We start from the raw sequence: 18237 nt of genomic DNA on the forward strand, positions 1-18237 counted from the left end.
TCGCCGGCGCCTCGGCGTCGCCATCGTTGCTCACCGTCGCCGACAGGGTGAACGGCCCGCCCGTCTCCACACTCGCGCCGCTCACTGTCGGCGTCCCGACCACCAGGTCCGGTTGGCCCTGCACCGGCTGCACCGGCGCAGCGATATCCACCTGCACCGATGCCGAGCAGTTGTTGGTGGTGTCGGACTCGTCCGTCACCGCATCGACGCAGGCCCCGTAGTAGTACGTGCCGGCCGCCGTCGGCGCGGTGAACTGCGCCGACTTCCCCCTGCTCGCGGAGGGGGCAAGCCCCGACACGGCGTCCGTCACCACCAGCGTGTCTGACGTCGTGATCGTCGCGTCCGTCGAGCGGTAGTAGCGGAGCGTCGTCGCCGGCGCCTCGGCGTCGCCATTGTTGCTCACCGTCGCCGAGAAGGTGAAGCTCGCACCCGCATGCAGGCTAGCGTCGTTCACTGAAGGCGAGCCCACAGCCAAATCCGGCCGGTCCTGTGGGGGGCGTGGTTCGATTGTAATCTGGTCCCCACCACCGCCGGTCCCCGGTCGAGAACCACCTCCACAACTCGCAAGAAGGGTGCACGCGACCGCGACTATCGATATGGAGGCGATCGTCTTCAAGCCGTGTGAACGAGTATTCACGTGACGGGCTCCAGTACTTCTCGAACGGGGAAGGCTCTAACCTGTCACGATGCCGCAGTGACCGTGGCCATGAGAGATCGGGATTCGTTCAGTTCGGCATTGAGTGGGAGTTGGATGATCACTGCTGCGCTGGAGGTTCCCGCGGGAATCGTGACCGGGATGGGCTCGTCAAAATAGTCCACGCCAGGCACGGCAGGGTTGGTACCCGTGCCAGGTGCGAGAGTTACAACGAAGTCCAGATCGCGAGATGTGACAGCCGACAGGCGGACTTCGAGACTTATCTGGTCGCCGGTTGTTGCGCTTTCCTGAAGGAACCGGACCGTCGCCTCGGAAACGGGATCAACGCGGGCGCGTTTACGCGTGGCCACCTGGATCGCACCCACATTCGCGACCGGGCTCCAAGCGTCCAAGGAAGATGGTGTCGGACCGCCGCCGACGGCGCCCATGCCCTCCCACTGCGGTTGGCGCATGTCCCCCAAGGGCATCGAGAAGGCTAGACGAAACTCGTGGGAATCGTGGTGAGTGCCAGAGTCGCTCCATGAAGCGCCGATGTTGAACCAACGATGCGGCCTCCACTCCACGGCTACACGTCCCTTCGTCGACCATTCCCCAAGACCGTCTTCGTCTTCCCAACGGGCCAACGCCGTCTTCATGGACAGCGTGGTGGTGAGGTTGAACTGTAAGACAAGTTCGGTTCCGGCAAGCGCGCGCTCCTCGTACCCTGTATGTGTGGGACGCCAGCCCGTCGCGGGCATGAACATGTTGATCGTCCCGCGTCCCCACTTGCCGCCGTAATCCGCCCCAACCACCAGCCGTGTATGCTGGTACTCACGGCTCTGCTGCATAAATGCCGATACGCCAAGGATACCGGACAACGCGCCTTGACCGGACAGGTCGAAACGGCGAACGGCGCCAGCGCGATAGTCGTTTCGGCTGGAGCCACGCTCGTCCACCCAGCGGGTCAAGCCGTTCTGCAGGAAGAAGGCGCTTGACTCGGGCCGTGCAGCGCCGGAAAGGGTCGACGATCCAAAGGGCAGTACTACGTCAAGCCCGCCCCTGAGCCCGCTCCCTGCTGGTGAGTGACTCAGGTTATTGACGATTCGGAAATTTCTGCCGAAGATCGCTTGGCCTCGCTCGGTTGCCAAGCGGGTCATCGCATCGAGCAGGAGTTCATTGATCGACCAACCCGCCAAACAACGCGAGACTTCCGATGCATCATCACGGAGAGTAGGCGCGCATCCCTGCAATCCTGACAGCAACAAAACGGCGGGGCGATCGAACGCTTGCCACACTCTCGATTCCCCGGCCTCCGCAAGCCGTCCGCCGAAGACCAGGAGCACTGCGAGTATCACGATCAGAAGAACGCGCTGAATGGCCAGCATCACTAGTGACCCCCTACATTCTCAAAGGTCTGGACACTAGCGTATTTACAGTTATCAAATAGTCTCCGTCAAACAGGACGGTTCCAGCAAAATAAAACCGTTATCGAAACTGGCCTCCTTCCGACTTCCTGTCGAGGCTTCTTCCTGCGTCCTGCCTACCACCCCATGGCGTAGCCGTCCCGGCGCGGGTCGGCGGCGGCCATGAGCGTGCCGTTGCGCGGGTCCCTGGCGATGAGCGCGGCGCCGCCGAAGGACCAGGGCTCCACCACCGTGACGGGGTGGCCTTTGGCCGCCAGGCCTTCGATGACCTCCTTGGGGAATCCCTGTTCCAGGCGCAGGCTCTGGGGATAGCCGACGTTGGGCGGCGTGCCCGGCACATGGCTCCAGCGGGGCGCTTCCAGCGCGCACTGGGGGTCCATCTTGAGGTCCAGGAAGTTGTGCAGGACCTGCACGTTGGTCTGGGGCTGGTCGTCCGCGCCCGGGGTGCCGCCCACGGCCAGCAACTCGCCGTTGTGGAACACCATGTAGGAGTTGAGGGTGTGCGCGGGGCGCTTGCCCGGCCGCAGGGAGTTGGCGCTGTCGGGGTCGAGCCGGGCGCTGCACAGGCGGTTGTTCATGACCAGACCGGTGTCCCCCGCCACCACGCGCGAGCCGAAGACCGAGAACACGCTCTCGATGAGCGAGATGACGTTGCCGTGGCCGTCGGCGGCGCACAGGTACGTGGTGTCGCTCCCGGTCATGGCGCTGGACGAGGATACCGGGCCGGCGGAATCGCCGATGTCGGCGCGGCGCGCGTCGGCGTATTCCTTGCTGATGAGGCGCTCCACCTCGGGGTTGCCGAAGCGCGGGTCGTCCAGATGGCGGATACGGTCCTCGAAGGCGATCTTCTTGGCCTCCACCATCACGTGGGCCAATTCCGTGCGGCTCATCTTCGCGCAGTCGTAGCCCGCCAGCAGGTTCATCATGGTGAGGATCACGAACCCTTGGGACACCGGCGGCTGCTCCAGGATCTGGTAGCCGCGGTAATCGGTGCTCAGGGGTTCCAGCCACTCGGCGAACTCCCCGTCCAGGTCCCGCTCCTCGAACAGGCCGCCCTGGTCGCGAATGCCGGCGCACATCCGCGCGGCCACGTCGCCGCGATAAAAACCGTCGCGGCCGTCGCGCACGATGGCTTCCAGCACCGCCGCCAGTTCGGGCTGGCGCAGCATCCTCCCCGGCGTGAGGTCTTCCAGGGGTGCTCGAAAATAGCGATGGATGTCGGGACTCGAGGGCGCCCAGTCCGCGATGGAGCCGGCCAGGGCGTGGTACAGGGGAAAGCCCTCGCGGGCGAGAGTCAGGGCGTCGGCGCAGACTTCGGCGCGGTCCAGGGTGCCGTAGCGGCGGTGCAACTCCAGCCATCCCTCCACCGCTCCGGGCACCGCGATGCTCAATGGCCCCGAGGTGGGAATGGCGTCGAGACCGCGGCTCTTGAAGGCCTCGATGCTGGCGTTGCCGGGGGCCGGACCGCTGGCGTTGAGCGCCCGGACCCTGCCCTCGTCCTTCATGTAGACGAGGGAGAACAGGTCGCCGCCGAGTCCGCAGGCCTCGTGCTTCACCACGGCCAGGACGAACCCCGCGGCGACGGCGGCATCCACGGCGTTGCCGCCCCGCTGCATCATCTTGAGCCCGGCCACCGACGCCAGCGGATGGCCCGCGGCGACCACGCCGTTCTGCCCCATGACGAGCGTGCGCGCGGCCTTGCCGTAACGAATTTCATGTAGGGGTTCGGTCATGATGATGGGTCTCCTGGGATCCGATCCCATATCAAGGACACTGAGCCCGAACTCGTCATTTCCGCATTCCAGGCCGTGTCACAACTCATGAGGCAGCTACGTAACAAGAACGTCATTCCCGCGGAAGCGGGAATGACGACTAGGGGCATAGGTGCCCATTCCCATCCAACCGGAGGTTTGACACGGCCTGTTTCGCGAGAGACACGTTCCGAAGGGTCCCCGTCTCATGAGTTTGGCCTGGTGTCGTGTCTCTCCCCGATGTGCAGGATCCGGGCGGCGTTGCCTCCGAGGATCCGTTCCCTGGGCTCCGGCGCCAGCCCCAGGTCGTCGATGGCCTTGAGGCTGTTGCGGATGAAGCCGCAGCCGTCGTCGGGCCCGTAGGGATAGTTGGTGCCGAACACCAACTGCTCGGGGCCGAAGAAGTCCATGACGCACCGGAGGGTGTTCACCGGATGGTCGGCGGTGTCCACGAAGAAGCGCCGGAACGAGTCCAGCGGATTCTCCCTGAGGCCGTAGCGTTCACGCATCTCTTCGGTGCGGCCGGTGTAGATGTTGATGGCCCGCTGTCCGAAGAAGGCCAGCACCCCGCCCACGTCCGCCACCACGAAGGGCAGCGTTGGAAACCTCTCCAGCACCCGTCCGTACACCAGCCGGGTCATGGCCACGGTGCTGTCGAAGGCCCAGCCGTAGATGAGGATGGGCATGATGTCGAGGCCCACGGCCTCGGTGGCGAGGGGCGCGGTGGGATGGAGGTAGACCGGCAGCTCGTACTCCGCGAGCTTCTCGTAAAGGGGGAAGAAGACCTCGTCGTCCAGGGGGCGGCCGTTGAGGTTGGTGAAACACCCGAACCCGCGCAGCCCCAGCTCCTCGACCGCCCGCTCCAGCTCCTCCAGCGAGGCCTCGATGGACGCGGTCGGCAGCGTCGCCAGGCCGACGAAACGGTCGGGATGGCGGTTGCACATTTCCGCCAGTTCATCGTTGGCCACCCGCGCCAGCGCCATCGCGTCGTCTGGGTCGTAGCGGTCGGCGCCCGGAGCGGGAATGCTCACCACCTGAACGTCCACGCCCTGGCGGTCCATGTGCTCCAGCCGTTGCTCGACGTTGCGACCCTTGAAGATGGCGGTGTTGATGCGGCACTTGAGCTTCTTGTCGTAAAGATAGGCCATGCCGCTGTAAGGGTCCGGCTCTTCCAGCACGACGGCGCCGTCGCGCACGCGCATGGCCTCCATGTAGTGCTCGGGGAAGATGTGGCTTTGAAAGTCGATGATCATGGCGCACGTCCGGTCTCAGAGCCCTCGCACCAGGCGCGGGAACCCGTCGGATGCCGGCGGCTCGGACTTGACGGTCCGGGAACCCACCGAGCTGCCGCAGCGCTGGCAACTGTAATCGTAGAGGTCGCCGTCGGGCAAGACCAGCAGCAGGCGCTCGCGCACCGGCATGGCCTGACCGCACTTGTTGCAGTAGAGCAACGACGCCGACAATTGTTCGAAGCTCTTCTCCATTCCCATTGCGCCTTGACCTTCAAGAGCTAGTGTGGCGTCGGCCGCTAGTCCCCGTCCGCCTTCGCCTTGGCTTCGGCCTGGACCTTCTCCATGAGGTGCGCCGGCAACTCGTCGTAGTGCGAGAACTCCGACTGGAACTCGCCGCGGCCGCTGGTCATGGAGCGCAGGTCCGAGGCGTAACGCAACACTTCGGCCATGGGCACCTGCGCCTTGATGATCTGGCTGTGTCCCTTGGCGTCCACGCCCAGGACCTTGCCGCGGCGGCTGTTGAGGTCCCCGATCACGTCGCCCATGGACTCGTCGGGCACCGTCACTTCCATGGCCATGACCGGTTCCAGGATCACCGGCTTGGCGGCCTCCATGGCGTTCTTGAAGCCCATGGAGGCGGCGATCTTGAAAGCCATGTCGGACGAGTCCACCGTATGGAACGATCCGTCGTAGAGGGTCGCGCGCACGTCCATGATGGGAAATCCGGCCAAGTAACCGCTGGTCATTGTCTCGACGATGCCCTTCTCCACCGCGGGGATGTAGTTGCGCGGGATGGCACCGCCGACGATCTTGTCGACGAACTCGAAGCCCTTGCCGCGCGGCAGCGGCTCGATCTTGAGCCATGTATCGCCGTATTGGCCGCGGCCGCCGGACTGCTTCTTGTACTTTCCTTGGGCGTTGGCGCTGGAGCGGATGGTTTCCCGATAGGGGACCTTGGGGGCCTTCAGCTCCACTTCCGCCCCGTACTTGCGCTTGAGCTTGTCCACCACCACCTCGATGTGGAGCTGGCCCGTGCCCGACAGGATGAACTCGCGCGTCTGGTCGTCCCGGTGCATGGTGATGGAGGGATCCTCTTCCATCATGCGCTGGAGCGCCTGGGGCACCTTGTCCTCGTCCGCCCGGGTCTTGGGTGACAGGGCGAAGGAGATGGAAGGGGTGAACTGCACCGGCCTGGGGTACGTGATCGGCGCCGACTCGTCGCACAGCGTGTCGCCGGAGGCCACATCCTTGAGCTTGGCGGCGGCAACGATCTCGCCCGCACCGGCTTCCGAGACCTCCTCCTGCTTCCCCCCCTCCGGTCGGAAGATGTGGGTAATCCTCTCCTTGGCGTCCTTGGCCGGGTTGTACACCGTGCTGTCGGCCTTGAGCGTCCCGGAGAGTACCCGCATGATGGAAAGGCGGCCCGCGAAGGGGTCCACGATGGTCTTGAAGACGAAAGCCGAAAACGGCGCGTCGGCGCTCTTGTCGCGTGTCTCTTCCTCCTCCGTCACCGGGTTCCGGCCCTCGGCGGCGGCCTCCTCCAGCGGCGTGGGGAACCATGCGACGATGCCGTCCAGCAACGCCGCGACGCCCATGCTCCGGGTCGCCGAGCCGTACAGTACCGGGAACAGGGATCCGGCCTGGACGCCGGCCCTCAGTCCTTCGGAGAGCTCTTCCGCGGTCAGCTCCTGCCCCTCCAGGTACTTTTCCAGCAGCTCGTCCTGGGTCTCCGCCACGTTCTCCATCAGGCTGACGCGCATCTCCTCGGCGCGTTCCTGAAGCTCCGCGGGGATGTCTTCCTCGGTTTCCGGGTTGTCTCCTTCCTTGCACACCGCCTTCATGCGGATCAGGTCCACGACGCCGCGGAAACCTTCTCCGTGGCCGATGGGGACCTGTACGTGGATCGCCTTGCCTCCCAGTTCCCCAACGATGGCGTCCACCGCCTCCATCGGGTCCGATTCCTCGCGGTCCAGGCGGTTGACGAAGAACATCCGGGGAAGGCCGCGCTCCGCGGCGAAGGCCCAGAGGCGTTCCGCCTCTACCCGCAGGCCGGCGCCGGCATGGAGGACGAAGACGGCGCCGCCACAGGCCGGCAACGAATGGACCGTCTCCGGCAGGAAGGTGGCGAAACCCGGCGTGTCCACCAGGACGCACGTGGTCTTCTGCCACTCCAGGGAATGAAAGGCGCTGGAGATGGACACCTGCCTATGGATCTCCTCGGGCTCGTAGTCGAAAGCCGAGCTGCCGTCGTCTACCCGGCCCACCCGGTTCGTGCTGCCGGCGGCGAAAAGCAACGCCTCGCCCAGGGAGGTCTTGCCCGCCCCCCGGTGCCCCAGCAATCCGACGTTGCGTAACCGGCCAGCTTCAATTGCCATGAATCACCCTCCCGTGAACTTGCATCAAGATCTGCGCTTGCGCTGCGACGGAGTCGCGTTCTTTTCGTAAATAAGACGTAACCCTTCCAAGGTCAAGAATTCGTCCACGTCCTCGATCACCGCCGATTCGTGGGCGAGGAGGGACGCCACCCCGCCGGTGGCCACCACCCGCGCCTTGATGCGGTTCTCCCGCTCGATGCGTTGGACGATGCCGTCCACCAAACCGACGTAACCGTAGTAGATGCCCGACTGGATGGAGTGCACCGTGGACTTGCCGATGACGCTGCTCGGGCGCAGCACCTCCACCCGGGGCAGTTTCGACGCCCGCTGGAACAGGGCCTCCAGGGCGATGACCAGGCCGGGGGCGATCAGTCCGCCCAAGTATTCGCCGTTGTCGGAAACGCAGTCGAAGGTAGTGGCGGTGCCGAAGTCGATGACGACGCAGGCGGCGCCGAAACGGTCGTAGGCCGCGACGCCGTTGGCGATGCGGTCGGCGCCGACGTCCTGCGGGCTGTCGTACAGAATCGGCATGCCGGTCTTGAGGCCCGGCCCCACGAGCAGCGGCTTGACGCCGAAGAACTTCCGTCCCAACTCGTCGATCATGCCGACCATGGGCGGCACCACGCAGGAGACGATGATGGCGTCGATGTCGTCGGCCTGAATGCCCTGGGACGCCGCCAGGGGCGTGATCAGGGCGCCGTACTCGTCCACCGTGCGTTGCGGCTCCGTCAGCAGACGCCAATGGGTCACCAGTTCCCGGCCCCGGTACACGCCCAGCACCATGTTGCTGTTCCCGATGTCCACGGCCAACAGCATCTACGCTCCTTCCGCTCCGTCGACCAGGACGACGTCCCCACTCACCACGCGCTCGGTCCGGCCGCCGCCGCAATCCAGCACCAGGAAGCCGCTCCCGTCGAGTTCCCGGACGCGGCCGGCGCGCTCGCCGGCCGGCGTGTGCGCGAGCACCCGGCGCCCTTCCATGCGCGCGTAGTCGTTCCAGCGGCGCGCGATGGGCGCGAACCCGCCCTCCTCGAACTCGATGTAGCGGTTCTCCATGTGGCGCACCAGGGCACGCGTCACCTGCGCCCGGTCCACCGCGGTCCCCGCCTCCTCCATGACCGAGGTGGCGCGCGCGCGGATTTCCGCGGGCATGAGCGCGCGCGGGTAGTTCAGGTTCACGCCGATGCCGACGATCACGAACAGCGTCCGCTCGGACTCGCACGCGAGTTCGCTCAGGACGCCGGCTACCTTGAGGCCTCCCAGCAGGATGTCGTTGGGCCACTTGATCCGGGGCGCGCGCGGAACGTGTTCGTTCAGGGTGTCCGCCAGGGCCACCGCGGTGAGCAGCGTGATTTTGGCGGACTCGGCGGGAGCGAGCCGCGGCCGCAGGATGAAGGAGATGTAGAGGTTGCGGCCCGGCGGCGAAACCCAGTGCCGGCCCATTCTCCCCTGCCCTCGTGTCTGTGCCTCCGCGATGACGACGGCGCCCTCGGGTTCGCCGGCCTGGGCCAGCGCGTGAGCGGTGCGGTTGGTGGATACCAGCTCCGGGTACACGTCGACGCGGCGCCCGAGGCGCCGGGTACCCAGGCCGCGGAGGATGGCGGCCGCGGTCAACTCCCCGGCCAGGTCCGGGCCGGACTTGTCCTTTGCCGAATCCATGATTGGAGGTTCACCCAGGTGCGCAAGGCCGTGCCGGCGCCGGCGTCCTTACTGTGCCTGAAGCTCCCGTATCCGCTCCAGGCTGCGGTTCAGGGCTTCGATCTTCTCTTCCATCTCCTGCGCCTTCTCGCGCTCCCGCTCCACCACGTCCGGCCGTGCCTTGGCCGTAAAGTTCTCGTTGGCGAGCTTCTTGCGCACGCGCCCCATCTCGGTCTCGAGCTTCTCCAGGGAGCGGTTGAGACGGCTGCTTTCCTCATCGAGATCCACCGCGGCGTCCAACGGGACATACACGTGGGTGGTTTCCACAATGGCCGTGGCCACCCGCTGGGGCCGGAGGCCTTGCGCAAGGTATTCCGGCGAATCCGTCCGCGCCAGCGCGCACAAGAGCGGTTCGTGAGCGCGTACGAGGGCCAGGCGTTCTTCGGAGTCCGACAGCACGACCCGGACCTTTTTGGAAGGCGGCACGTTCATCTCCGTCCGGAGGTTCCGCACCGCGCGGATGATGCCGCTCAAGAACGCCACCTCCTCCTCCGTGTCGGGAGCCGCGGGAAACTCCTCGGCCGTCGGATAGGGCTGGACCATGATGTCGTTGCTCCGCGACGACGAGACTTCCCGGGCGGTGACCGCGCTCCACAACTCCTCGGTCACGAAGGGCATCAGCGGATGGAGCAGCAGCAGGATGTTCTGGAGCACGGTGTGCAGCACCCTCTGGGTGGTGCGGGAGCCGTCCGCGCCGTTGAGGCGCAGCTTGCTCATCTCGATGTACCAGTCACAGAACTCGTGCCAGGTGAACTGGTAGAGATGGTGCGCGTAATCGTTGAACCGATACGCACGGATGGCTTCCCGGGCGCGCTCCACCGTGACCCTGAGACGCGACAGTATCCAGCGATCGGCCAGGTCCAGATCGGTCCCGGCGAGATCGGCCGGTGTGCGGCGGGGTTCCGCGAGCACGTCGTCGTCGATGTTCATGAGCGCGAAGCGCGCGGCGTTCCACAGCTTGTTGACGAAGTGCTGGTAGCCCGCGATGCGATCCTCCGCCAGCTTCACGTCCCGCCCCATGGCGGTCATGGCCACCAGGGTGAAACGGAACGGATCGGCGCCGTAGCGGTTCACCATGATCAGGGGGTCGATGACGTTGCCCTTGGACTTGGACATCTTCTGGCCTTCCTGGTCGCGCACCAGGGCGTGGATATACACGTCCCGGAAGGGCACTTCGTCCATGAACTTGAGCCCCATCATCATCATGCGCGCGACCCAGAAGAACAGGATATCGAAACCCGTGACCAGCGCGGCCGTGGGATAGAAGGCGGCGAGTTCCGCGGTCTTGTCGGGCCAGCCCAAGGTGGAGAACGGCCACAGGGCGGAGGAGAACCAGGTGTCGAGGACGTCGGGATCCTGCACGAAACGGTCGCCGCCGCACGTCGCGCAGCGCTCCGGCGCGGTGCGCGCCACCACGGGGAGGCATTCCGGCGCGATCCGGCCGCCGCCGTCCGCCGCGAGCGCAGGGTTGCACCCGGCGCAGTACCACGCCGGAATTTGATGGCCCCACCAGATCTGGCGCGACACGCACCAGTCCTTGATGTTCTCCATCCACGCGAAGTACGAGTTCTTCCACCCCTCGGGGAGTATGCGCGTGCGGCCCTGGCGCACGGCGTCCATGGCCGGCTCCGCCAACGGCTGGATCTTCACGAACCACTGCGGGGTGAGATAGGGCTCGATGGCCGTGTGGCAGCGGTAGCACTTGCCCACGGCGTGGCGGTAGGGCTGGACCTGGGCCAGCAGGCCCGCTTCCTCCAGCTCCCGCACGATGCGCTCGCGCGCGGCATAGCGGTCGAGGCCGGCGTAACGTTCGACCCAAGCGGGTGCCGGAGCGTCCGCAGGAGCGAACGCTTCTCGGCGCACCGCTGCGTCATCATCAAGGATATTAATGAGTTCGAGATTGTTTCTCAAGCCGATTTCGAAGTCGTTGAAGTCGTGTCCCGGAGTGATCTTCACCGCGCCGGTGCCGAACTCCGGATCGACGAAGGCGTCCGCCACCACGGGGATATCGCGTCCCACCACGGGAAGACGCGCGTGCCGACCCACGATCGTGGCGTGGCGCGCGTCCTCGGGATGGACCGCGACGCCGGTATCGCCCAGCATCGTCTCCGGCCGGGTGGTGGCCACCACCAGCTCGCCCTCCCCCACCAGGGGATAGCGCACGTGCCACAGGTGGCCGTCCACCTCTTCGTGCACCACCTCGATGTCGGCCAGCGCGGTCTTGCAGCGGGGGCACCAGTTGATCAACCGTTCCGCGCGATAGAGCAGCCCGTCCTCCCAGAGGCACACGAAGGCCTCGCGCACCGCTCGGGAAAGCCCCTCGTCCATGGTGAAGCGCTCGCGGCTCCAGTCGCACGAAACGCCGAGGGCGCGCAACTGACGCAGGATGGTGCCGCCGGTCTCCTCGCGCCAGCTCCACACGCGCTCGATGAACGCTTCGCGGCCCAGGTCGCCACGCCCCAGCCCTTCGTCCGCGAGCTGCCGCTCCACCACGTTCTGGGTGGCGATGCCCGCGTGGTCGGTGCCGGGCACCCACAGGACGTTGTGTCCGTCCATCCGGTGGAAGCGGCACAGCACGTCCTGGAGGGTGTTGTTCAAGGCATGGCCCATGTGCAGGGAACCGGTGACGTTGGGAGGCGGAATGACCATGGAATAGGACGGACCGCCGGTGCCGTTGGGGGCAAAGTGCGCGCCCTCGGCCCAGCGCTCGTACCAGCGGCTTTCCACCTCCTGATGACTGTACGACTTGGCGATTTCTCGGGGCATGGGTATCTGCTTTCCGCTTTCGGTCCGGCTTACGGCTCCTCGTCGGGGTCCTCCACCACCTCGGTCAACTCGATGATCGCTCCGGCGGGCGGCGGGTACTCCAAGGGTTCGCCCTCTTCCGCCGCGTCGACTCCAGGGAGGTCCCCGGATGCCGACGGCAACAGCAACCGGAGCGCGGCTTCGAGGGCCGGGACCTCCAGCGGCTTGGGCACCGCGGCCGTGCGGCCCTTGGGGCGGAGCGCGGGGGCCGGCCCCGTGTGCAGCCAAACGCTTGGAACCCCGAGGCGTGCGAGGGCACCGAGCACCTCGTCCACGGCACCCTCGCCCGCGTCCAGGCAATCGCGGTCCACGATGACGAGATCGTGTCCCGCGACGTCCTGCGCGCCAAGCCATCCTTCCCGGACGGTGGCGTGATGCTCCGGAAACAGGAACTGGCGCAACGCCTCCCGCAGGATGGGCTGTCTCTCGATGATCAGAATTTCACCCATTTCAGCGCAGACGTCATAGTAGCAGACATTATTGCCTCCTACGAACTTGACAAGAACGTTCCCGTTGATACATATAAGGTCTTTCCCGTTCGTGCGAAAGTGGCGGAATTTGGTAGACGCGCAGGATTCAGGATCCTGTGGGAGCAATCCCGTGGGGGTTCAATTCCCCCCTTTCGCACCACTATCTGAACGAAAAGACCATCCTGAACGGAGTCCCCTCTGCCACAGCAAGACCATGAGAGTGATCTTCAGGCTTTTCTGACGGATACCGCTGAAGAATCCCTGGAACCGCGTGATGCGGTGGATCCTTACGGCTTTGTCGCCGACCAGTTGGAGCTGGTGGAGCAGAGGCTGGCGGAGTGCACCCGTTCGAAGGAGCCCGAGCTCACCCGAATAGCCTCCCACCTGATCGGAGGCGGCGGCAAACGTATTCGGCCGGTCATCACCCTGCTCGCCTTCAAGGCCTTCCACGGCCAGCGGGTGAACGATGTCGTGGACATCGCCACGGCCATGGAGCTGATCCATGCCGCGACCCTGCTGCACGACGACATCATCGACGGCGCCGAGTTCAGGCGCGGCAAGGAGTCGGCCTACAAGCGTTACGGTCTCACCCGCACGCTCGTGACCGGGGACTTCCTTTTCATCAAGGCCTTCGAGTTCGCCGGCAAGTTCGACGACCAGGTGGTGCAGTGGACCGCCGACGCGTGCACCAGCCTGACCGAGGGCGAGATCCTGCAAGGTTCCTTCAACCGCAACCGCACGGTCACCGCGCGCGACTATATCGAGATCGTCGAGCGCAAGACCGCCTCGCTTTTTCAGACAGGCGCCAAGCTCGGCGCCTACATCGCGGGAGCGCCGTGCCAGCAGGTGGAGGTGGCGGCGAACTTCGGGCTCAACCTGGGCATCGCCTTCCAGATGATGGACGACGTGCTCGACGTCGTGGGCCGGCGCGACCTGCTGGGCAAATCCACGGGCATGGACCTGCGCGACGGCAACCCGTCACTGCCCATCGTGCTTTCCCTTCTCGACGGACACAGGGCCGTCACCCAGGTCTTCCAGTCGCGGGAGCCCACCGAAAACGACATCCAGCGCGCCCTCGACGCCATGGGCAACGGCACCGTCATCGAGCGTGCGCGGGACTTCGCCCGCAAGTACGCCCTCAAGGCGTGCCGCGAGGTGGACACGCTGCCGGACCCGGTCGCGCGGGACGCCCTCAAGGGGTTGGCGCGCCTGCTCACGGACCGCAATCATTAATGCCCGCGCGCCATCGGCTTGCCTCCCGCGATACCCAGGTCCGAAACATCTTCGATCGCATCGCCGGACGCTACGACCTGCTCAACCGGATCATCAGCTTCCGGCTCGATTCGTTGTGGCGCCGCAAGCTCATCCGTGCCCTGGGCCTGAGCGGCCGCCCGGCATGGGTGCTGGACATGGGCACGGGCACGGGAGCGCTGGCCCTGGACGCCTGCCGGGTGCTTGCGCCCGGCGCGCGCGTGGTCGGCGTCGATTTCTCGCGGGCCATGCTCCAGCGCGCCCGTGAACAGGCCGTGCGGACGGGTGCGGCATCCCGGGCCGATTACGTTCTGGCGCACGCGCTGGCCGCGCCGGTGCGAAGCGAGGCGTTCGACGCGGTCATGAGCGCCTTCGTGCTGCGCAACGTGGGCGACCTGCAGTCGTTTTTCCGCGAGTCGTACCGCGTCCTCAAACCTGGTGGACAGGTGGCGTCGCTGGACATGTTCCCACCGCCTCACGGGCTCTTCTCGCACCTTTACTGGCTCTATTTCGGCAGGCTCATGCCGCGCATCGGCGGGGGGGGGAGCGGCGATCCCTCGGCCTACCGTTACCTGTCGGACTCGGTGCGGTCGTTCGTATCGCCGGAGACGGTGGCGGAAACGCTCGCCGGGGTGGGTTTCGTGGAGACGGGCATCCGCCGGTACCTGCGGGGCGCGGTCTGTCTTCACGTCGCCACCAAGCCCGGGCCAAGCCCGAGGGAGGAAGCAACGGAGCCATGAACCCTTACGGCGCGGCGTTCGTGATGTTTCTCTACCAGGTTGCCGTGGGCGGGCTGGTGGGCCTGTCGGCGACACCGTTCAACGATCTGGAGCGGGGCTTCTACAAATCCACCGCCGGCGTGCTCGTCATCGCCGCGGTGCTGGCGCTGTGGGGGCAGATCGATCTTCTCCCCGAACGAAGCGGGGTTCGTGACGTCCTGGGAGTGCTCCTCCTGGCGGTCTTCACCCTCTTTCTGATCCTGTACTTCGTATCGCTCTGGGGGGAACGGGGCTTTCTGCGCGCGCGTTTCTTCTCCACCGCCATCCTGACCGGACTCGGCGGCCTGATAGTCGCGTCCTACGCCTTCTCCGGCCCTTCCCTGGGTCCGGTCGAAGCGGTGTTCCTGCCGCTCAGCTTCGTCGTCTCGGCCTTGCTGCTGGGCGCGGTGACGGTGGGCATGCTGATCGGCCACTGGTACCTGATCGAAACGGGTCAGAGCCTCGAACCGTTCTTTCGCGTCTTCCGCTTCTTCGTCGCCATGCTGGTCATTCAGACCGGACTGGAGATGTTCGGGACGGCCCTGCTCTACCTGTTTGGAACCGCCGCCACGGAGGCGACCGTGGAACGGCTCTTCAGCCACCACCTGGTCCTGCTGTCGTCCCGCTTCCTGGTGGCCCAGGCCGCGCCGCTGGCGCTGTCCTGGATGATCTGGAAGACCCTGACGGACTTCAACAACACCATGGCGGCGACGGGGTTGTTCTACATCGCCCTGTTGGGTGTATTCGTGGGAGAACTGCTGTCGAGCCACATCCTCGTCCTCGCGGGCGGGGCTGCCCAATAGCGTCCGGTCCGGTTCTTCGGGCGCCGGTTACACGTCCCGCCGAGGACCGTCCGGCGCTGGCGCGGGGCCGTCCTCGACGGCAGCCGTTGCCTCGCTCGGGGCCGGCGCCGGTGCCTTGACGTCGCGTTCCGGCCGCGGATAGGTCCTGATCCTGGTGACCCGCAGCCCGTGTCCGGTCCAGCCGAGGTCGTAACCCACCACCATACCTTCCTTGAGACCCTTGGGGGAGGTCACCGGGCCGGACATGCGCACCATCTGATAGGAAAACCTTACATCCCGGCCGCTGGCGGTGCGGACCACGCCGTTGTTCTTGCGGTGCGAGAGGCGCCGGATGATCCCGTGATAGTAGAGATCCGGCCGTTCTCCGTCCGTCGTGCCTTCGAGGCCCGCGCCGTCCAGGCCGTCCTCGGCATCATCTTCGCCCATGGCGGGATCCTCCTTGCTCTCCTCCATCCTATCCTTACGGATGTCGGACTGCAATGCACCTGGGCGACAATCGTGTCGGCCAGGTCCTCCACGGAGCGACATAAACGTCGAATCTTATAACCTATTGAAAAGAATAGATATTTTATAACTTGGCCGATCTGGGGCGACGATATTGTCGAGCAGGCTTGGAAAGAACTGTCGCAAATACAAGCACTTACCGCTGGCACGATAAGTGCTTGTATACGGAACCACAAGCCGCCCGGGCATCTCGGCCATTTATGCTGAGCACGGGTTGTCTGGGGGCCTTGTTGATAGGTTGTTGATAAGTTTATTGACAAATAGTCGCCAACTGAGTAATATAGGTACCATATGTTATCCACGGATGCGAAACCATCGGAACGACATATCCTAGCTGACGTATTCTCCCAGCCCAACGCCCGGGAACTGGCGGATATCGCCGAGGAATTCTCCCTCGGTGAACCCTTCTCCGCCGCGGGACTCCATCGCGAATCCGCCGAGGCGTTCTTCATTCTCGAAACCAAGCGAGGCAAGTTCCTCGTCTCCATCGAGGGATTCAAGAGCGAGAACGAGGTCAAGCATGACATCGAACTCCTCCTGTTCCTGCGGCGCCACGGCTTCCAGTGCCTGCAGCCCCTGAAGAGCCGGGGCGGGCAGCACTACCTTCAGGCCGACGGCCGGTTCATTTCGGCCAGCCGCAACATCGATGGCGCCGAGGTGCCCGTGGCGGACCTGACACGGGGACAGATTGCCGCCGCCGGGCGCGTGCTTGCCGACCTTCATCTGATCGGCCGAGGATACAAGAAGGGCGTGGAAAACCGCTTCTCCTTCCCGAGGGTGGCGTCGTTGTACCAGGAGGTACGAAAGATCCTCCCTCCGCACCTCAAGACCATCGTTCGGGTGCTGGATGACGAAGTCAACTACCTTGAGTCCTACCTCGACAATAATCTCCCGAAGGGTATCATTCACGGCAATCTGTCCTGGGAGAGCATGAAGTTCAAGGGATCGCGCCTGGTCGGGATCATGGACTTCGACAAGGCCTGCCGCGGGAAATTCATCTGTGACCTTGCCACGACCGTCAATGCCGTGTGCTACCACGAAGGACGTTACCGGCTGGACCGCTTCGAGGAACTGATCATGGGCTACGAAGGGCTGCGTCCCCTGTCGCTGCCCGAGTGGGACTCCTTCCCCAACGAGCTGCGCTTCTCGGCCCTCCGGACTGCCGTCACCAGCCTGCACGACTTCTACCTGCGCGACAACGGGGAGCGCCAGCGCATTCAGAAGACCTTTCGCGATTTCTTCGAGCGGTTGCTGATTCTCAGGCGGGAGAAGGACGGGGGCATGGAGGACCTGCTGCTGTCCATGGCAACCGGTTACGACTACCGGAAGTACCAGAAGTCCAAGCCTTCTCGCTAACGTGGTGTCTGGCTGATCCGCTCCGGTCGTCCGCCGTCAGTTCCGCGACTCCGCCGAGCGCGCAATCGCGGACGACCTGAAGAGAGCGAAGCAGGCCAGCGCGAGACCGGCCAGAAAGAGTATCAGGCCGCCCGTCAGTACCACGTAAAAGAAGTCCATCTTCACCTTCGCGGCGTCGTACTGCTCCCTCTCTTCATGGATGCGACCGAGGATCACCCTGTTCCCCTGCGGCGCCCGCGTTCCAACCCCGCCGTAACCACCCTCCGTTCCCGAATCGGAGCCAGCCGCCACGACCGCGCGGTAGTGGTTCACCTGCACGGAACCGATGATCCAGTTGCCGGCTCCCAACAGCACGAGCACCACACCGGTCACGAAACCGGGCTTCAGGTACAGGTCCTTGAGACTCATGGCGCATCGGTACCGGAGCCGTAAGGGAAGTGCAAGAGAACGATGAAGTGTTACGTGATCGGTGATGTGCATGGATGCCTGGACGAGTTGTCGTCCCTCGTCGCAAGCCTTCCCCTCGAAGGCGACGACACCCTCGTCTTCCTGGGCGACTACATCGACCGCGGCCCCGACTCGAAGGGGGTCGTCGACTATCTCACCGATCTCAGCCGGCACGGCGACCAGAAGACCGTGTTCCTGCGTGGCAACCATGAAGACATGATGCTGTCGTACATGGACTTGTCGGGCCGCCACGGTGACGCCTTCCTCCTGAACGGCGGACTGGCCACCCTCGCCAGCTATGGCCTGGCGGCCCCGACCGGCTCCCCTACCGCGGCGGACGGCCAGCGTCTTCTGGCGGCGCTGCCAACGGAACACGCCGAGTTCTTCTTGCGGCTCGAGCCGTGGTACTTCGTCGATGACTTCCTGTGCGTGCACGCGGGCATCAATCCGCGGCGTGCGTGGGAGGAGCAGGTGGGCGAGGAGCTCATCTGGATACGGCACGAGTTCATCATGAACCCGCATCCGTTACCGCACACCGTCCTGTTCGGCCATACGCCGATGCAGGAGGTCCTCTTCGACCTGCCTTACAAGATCGGCCTCGACACCGGCCTGGTCTACGGCAACGCCCTGAGCTGTCTCGAGTTAACCGGCAGGACACTCTATCAGATCCGCCACGGCAGCCGGGCGGTAAGGGTGAGCGACGTGGCCCGCCACTGGAAGCGTTAATCG

At 65.1% G+C, this 18237-nt stretch carries 17 protein-coding genes and 1 tRNA gene; 6 read left to right on the forward strand and 12 right to left on the reverse strand.

Features of this window, described 5'->3' with window-relative positions; genetic code table 11:
- The 10 genes from OXF11_00045 to OXF11_00090 all read right to left on the reverse strand — a co-directional run.
- A partial coding sequence (locus OXF11_00045) for a hypothetical protein (protein ID MCY4485498.1) occupies nucleotides 1-454 on the reverse strand: 454 nt, incomplete at its 3' end.
- 227 nt (nucleotides 455-681) lie between these two features.
- Nucleotides 682-2019: an inverse autotransporter beta domain-containing protein gene (locus OXF11_00050; GenBank protein MCY4485499.1), complete on the reverse strand. Its 1338-nt coding sequence runs from the start codon at nucleotides 2017-2019 to the stop codon at nucleotides 682-684.
- 155 nt (nucleotides 2020-2174) lie between these two features.
- Entirely contained in the window at nucleotides 2175-3791 is a 1617-nt protein-coding gene (ggt, locus tag OXF11_00055) for a gamma-glutamyltransferase (protein ID MCY4485500.1), read from the reverse strand.
- A 224-nt stretch (nucleotides 3792-4015) separates the two neighbouring features.
- Complete coding sequence (locus tag OXF11_00060; GenBank protein MCY4485501.1) at nucleotides 4016-5062, reverse strand: amidohydrolase family protein; 1047 nt, start codon at nucleotides 5060-5062, stop codon at nucleotides 4016-4018.
- Between the two features lie 15 nt (nucleotides 5063-5077).
- Entirely contained in the window at nucleotides 5078-5293 is a 216-nt protein-coding gene (locus tag OXF11_00065) for a hypothetical protein (protein ID MCY4485502.1), read from the reverse strand.
- A 44-nt stretch (nucleotides 5294-5337) separates the two neighbouring features.
- A complete protein-coding gene (gene fusA, locus OXF11_00070; protein MCY4485503.1) occupies nucleotides 5338-7416 on the reverse strand; it encodes an elongation factor G in 2079 nt (692 codons plus the stop codon).
- Nucleotides 7417-7440: 24 nt separating this feature from the next.
- Complete coding sequence (locus tag OXF11_00075) at nucleotides 7441-8232, reverse strand: type III pantothenate kinase (GenBank protein MCY4485504.1); 792 nt, start codon at nucleotides 8230-8232, stop codon at nucleotides 7441-7443.
- Nucleotides 8233-9075 (reverse strand): biotin--[acetyl-CoA-carboxylase] ligase, encoded by an 843-nt coding sequence (locus OXF11_00080; GenBank protein MCY4485505.1) that lies wholly within the window; start codon nucleotides 9073-9075, stop codon nucleotides 8233-8235.
- Between the two features lie 48 nt (nucleotides 9076-9123).
- Complete coding sequence (locus tag OXF11_00085; GenBank protein MCY4485506.1) at nucleotides 9124-11880, reverse strand: valine--tRNA ligase; 2757 nt, start codon at nucleotides 11878-11880, stop codon at nucleotides 9124-9126.
- Between the two features lie 29 nt (nucleotides 11881-11909).
- Nucleotides 11910-12368, reverse strand: a complete 459-nt coding sequence (locus tag OXF11_00090) for a hypothetical protein (GenBank protein MCY4485507.1) — start codon at nucleotides 12366-12368, stop codon at nucleotides 11910-11912.
- A 93-nt stretch (nucleotides 12369-12461) separates the two neighbouring features.
- On the opposite strand from OXF11_00090, the gene OXF11_00095 reads away from it, so the two are divergent.
- The 4 genes from OXF11_00095 (at nucleotide 12462) to OXF11_00110 (ending at nucleotide 15201) form a co-directional block, all read left to right on the forward strand.
- Nucleotides 12462-12549 (forward strand) — tRNA-Leu (locus tag OXF11_00095).
- 119 nt (nucleotides 12550-12668) lie between these two features.
- A complete protein-coding gene (locus OXF11_00100) occupies nucleotides 12669-13622 on the forward strand; it encodes a polyprenyl synthetase family protein (protein ID MCY4485508.1) in 954 nt (317 codons plus the stop codon).
- Nucleotides 13622-14380 (forward strand): ubiquinone/menaquinone biosynthesis methyltransferase, encoded by a 759-nt coding sequence (locus OXF11_00105; GenBank protein ID MCY4485509.1) that lies wholly within the window; start codon nucleotides 13622-13624, stop codon nucleotides 14378-14380. The genes OXF11_00100 and OXF11_00105 overlap by 1 nt, the downstream gene beginning before the upstream one ends.
- On the forward strand, nucleotides 14377-15201 hold the full coding sequence (locus tag OXF11_00110) for a hypothetical protein (protein ID MCY4485510.1): 825 nt from the start codon (nucleotides 14377-14379) through the stop codon (nucleotides 15199-15201). Before OXF11_00105 ends, OXF11_00110 begins: the two co-directional genes overlap by 4 nt.
- 27 nt (nucleotides 15202-15228) lie before the next feature.
- On the opposite strand, the gene OXF11_00115 is transcribed toward OXF11_00110, so the two are convergent.
- Nucleotides 15229-15654 carry a hypothetical protein gene (locus tag OXF11_00115; GenBank protein ID MCY4485511.1) on the reverse strand — a complete coding sequence of 142 codons (426 nt, stop codon included), beginning with the start codon at nucleotides 15652-15654 and terminating at the stop codon, nucleotides 15229-15231.
- A 342-nt stretch (nucleotides 15655-15996) separates the two neighbouring features.
- Between OXF11_00115 and OXF11_00120 the strand changes: the two genes are divergently transcribed.
- Nucleotides 15997-17061: a homoserine kinase gene (locus tag OXF11_00120; GenBank protein ID MCY4485512.1), complete on the forward strand. Its 1065-nt coding sequence runs from the start codon at nucleotides 15997-15999 to the stop codon at nucleotides 17059-17061.
- 36 nt (nucleotides 17062-17097) lie between these two features.
- Here OXF11_00120 and OXF11_00125 read toward each other — a convergent pair whose 3' ends face one another.
- Nucleotides 17098-17469, reverse strand: coding sequence for a hypothetical protein (locus OXF11_00125; GenBank protein ID MCY4485513.1), 372 nt, complete (start codon nucleotides 17467-17469; stop codon nucleotides 17098-17100).
- 42 nt (nucleotides 17470-17511) lie between these two features.
- Between OXF11_00125 and OXF11_00130 the strand changes: the two genes are divergently transcribed.
- On the forward strand, nucleotides 17512-18234 hold the full coding sequence (locus OXF11_00130; protein ID MCY4485514.1) for a metallophosphoesterase family protein: 723 nt from the start codon (nucleotides 17512-17514) through the stop codon (nucleotides 18232-18234).
- Nucleotides 18235-18237 lie beyond the last annotated feature (3 nt).

Source organism: Deltaproteobacteria bacterium (assembly GCA_026712905.1).
In the GTDB taxonomy this organism is placed as follows: Bacteria; Desulfobacterota; Binatia; order UBA9968; family JAJDTQ01; genus JAJDTQ01.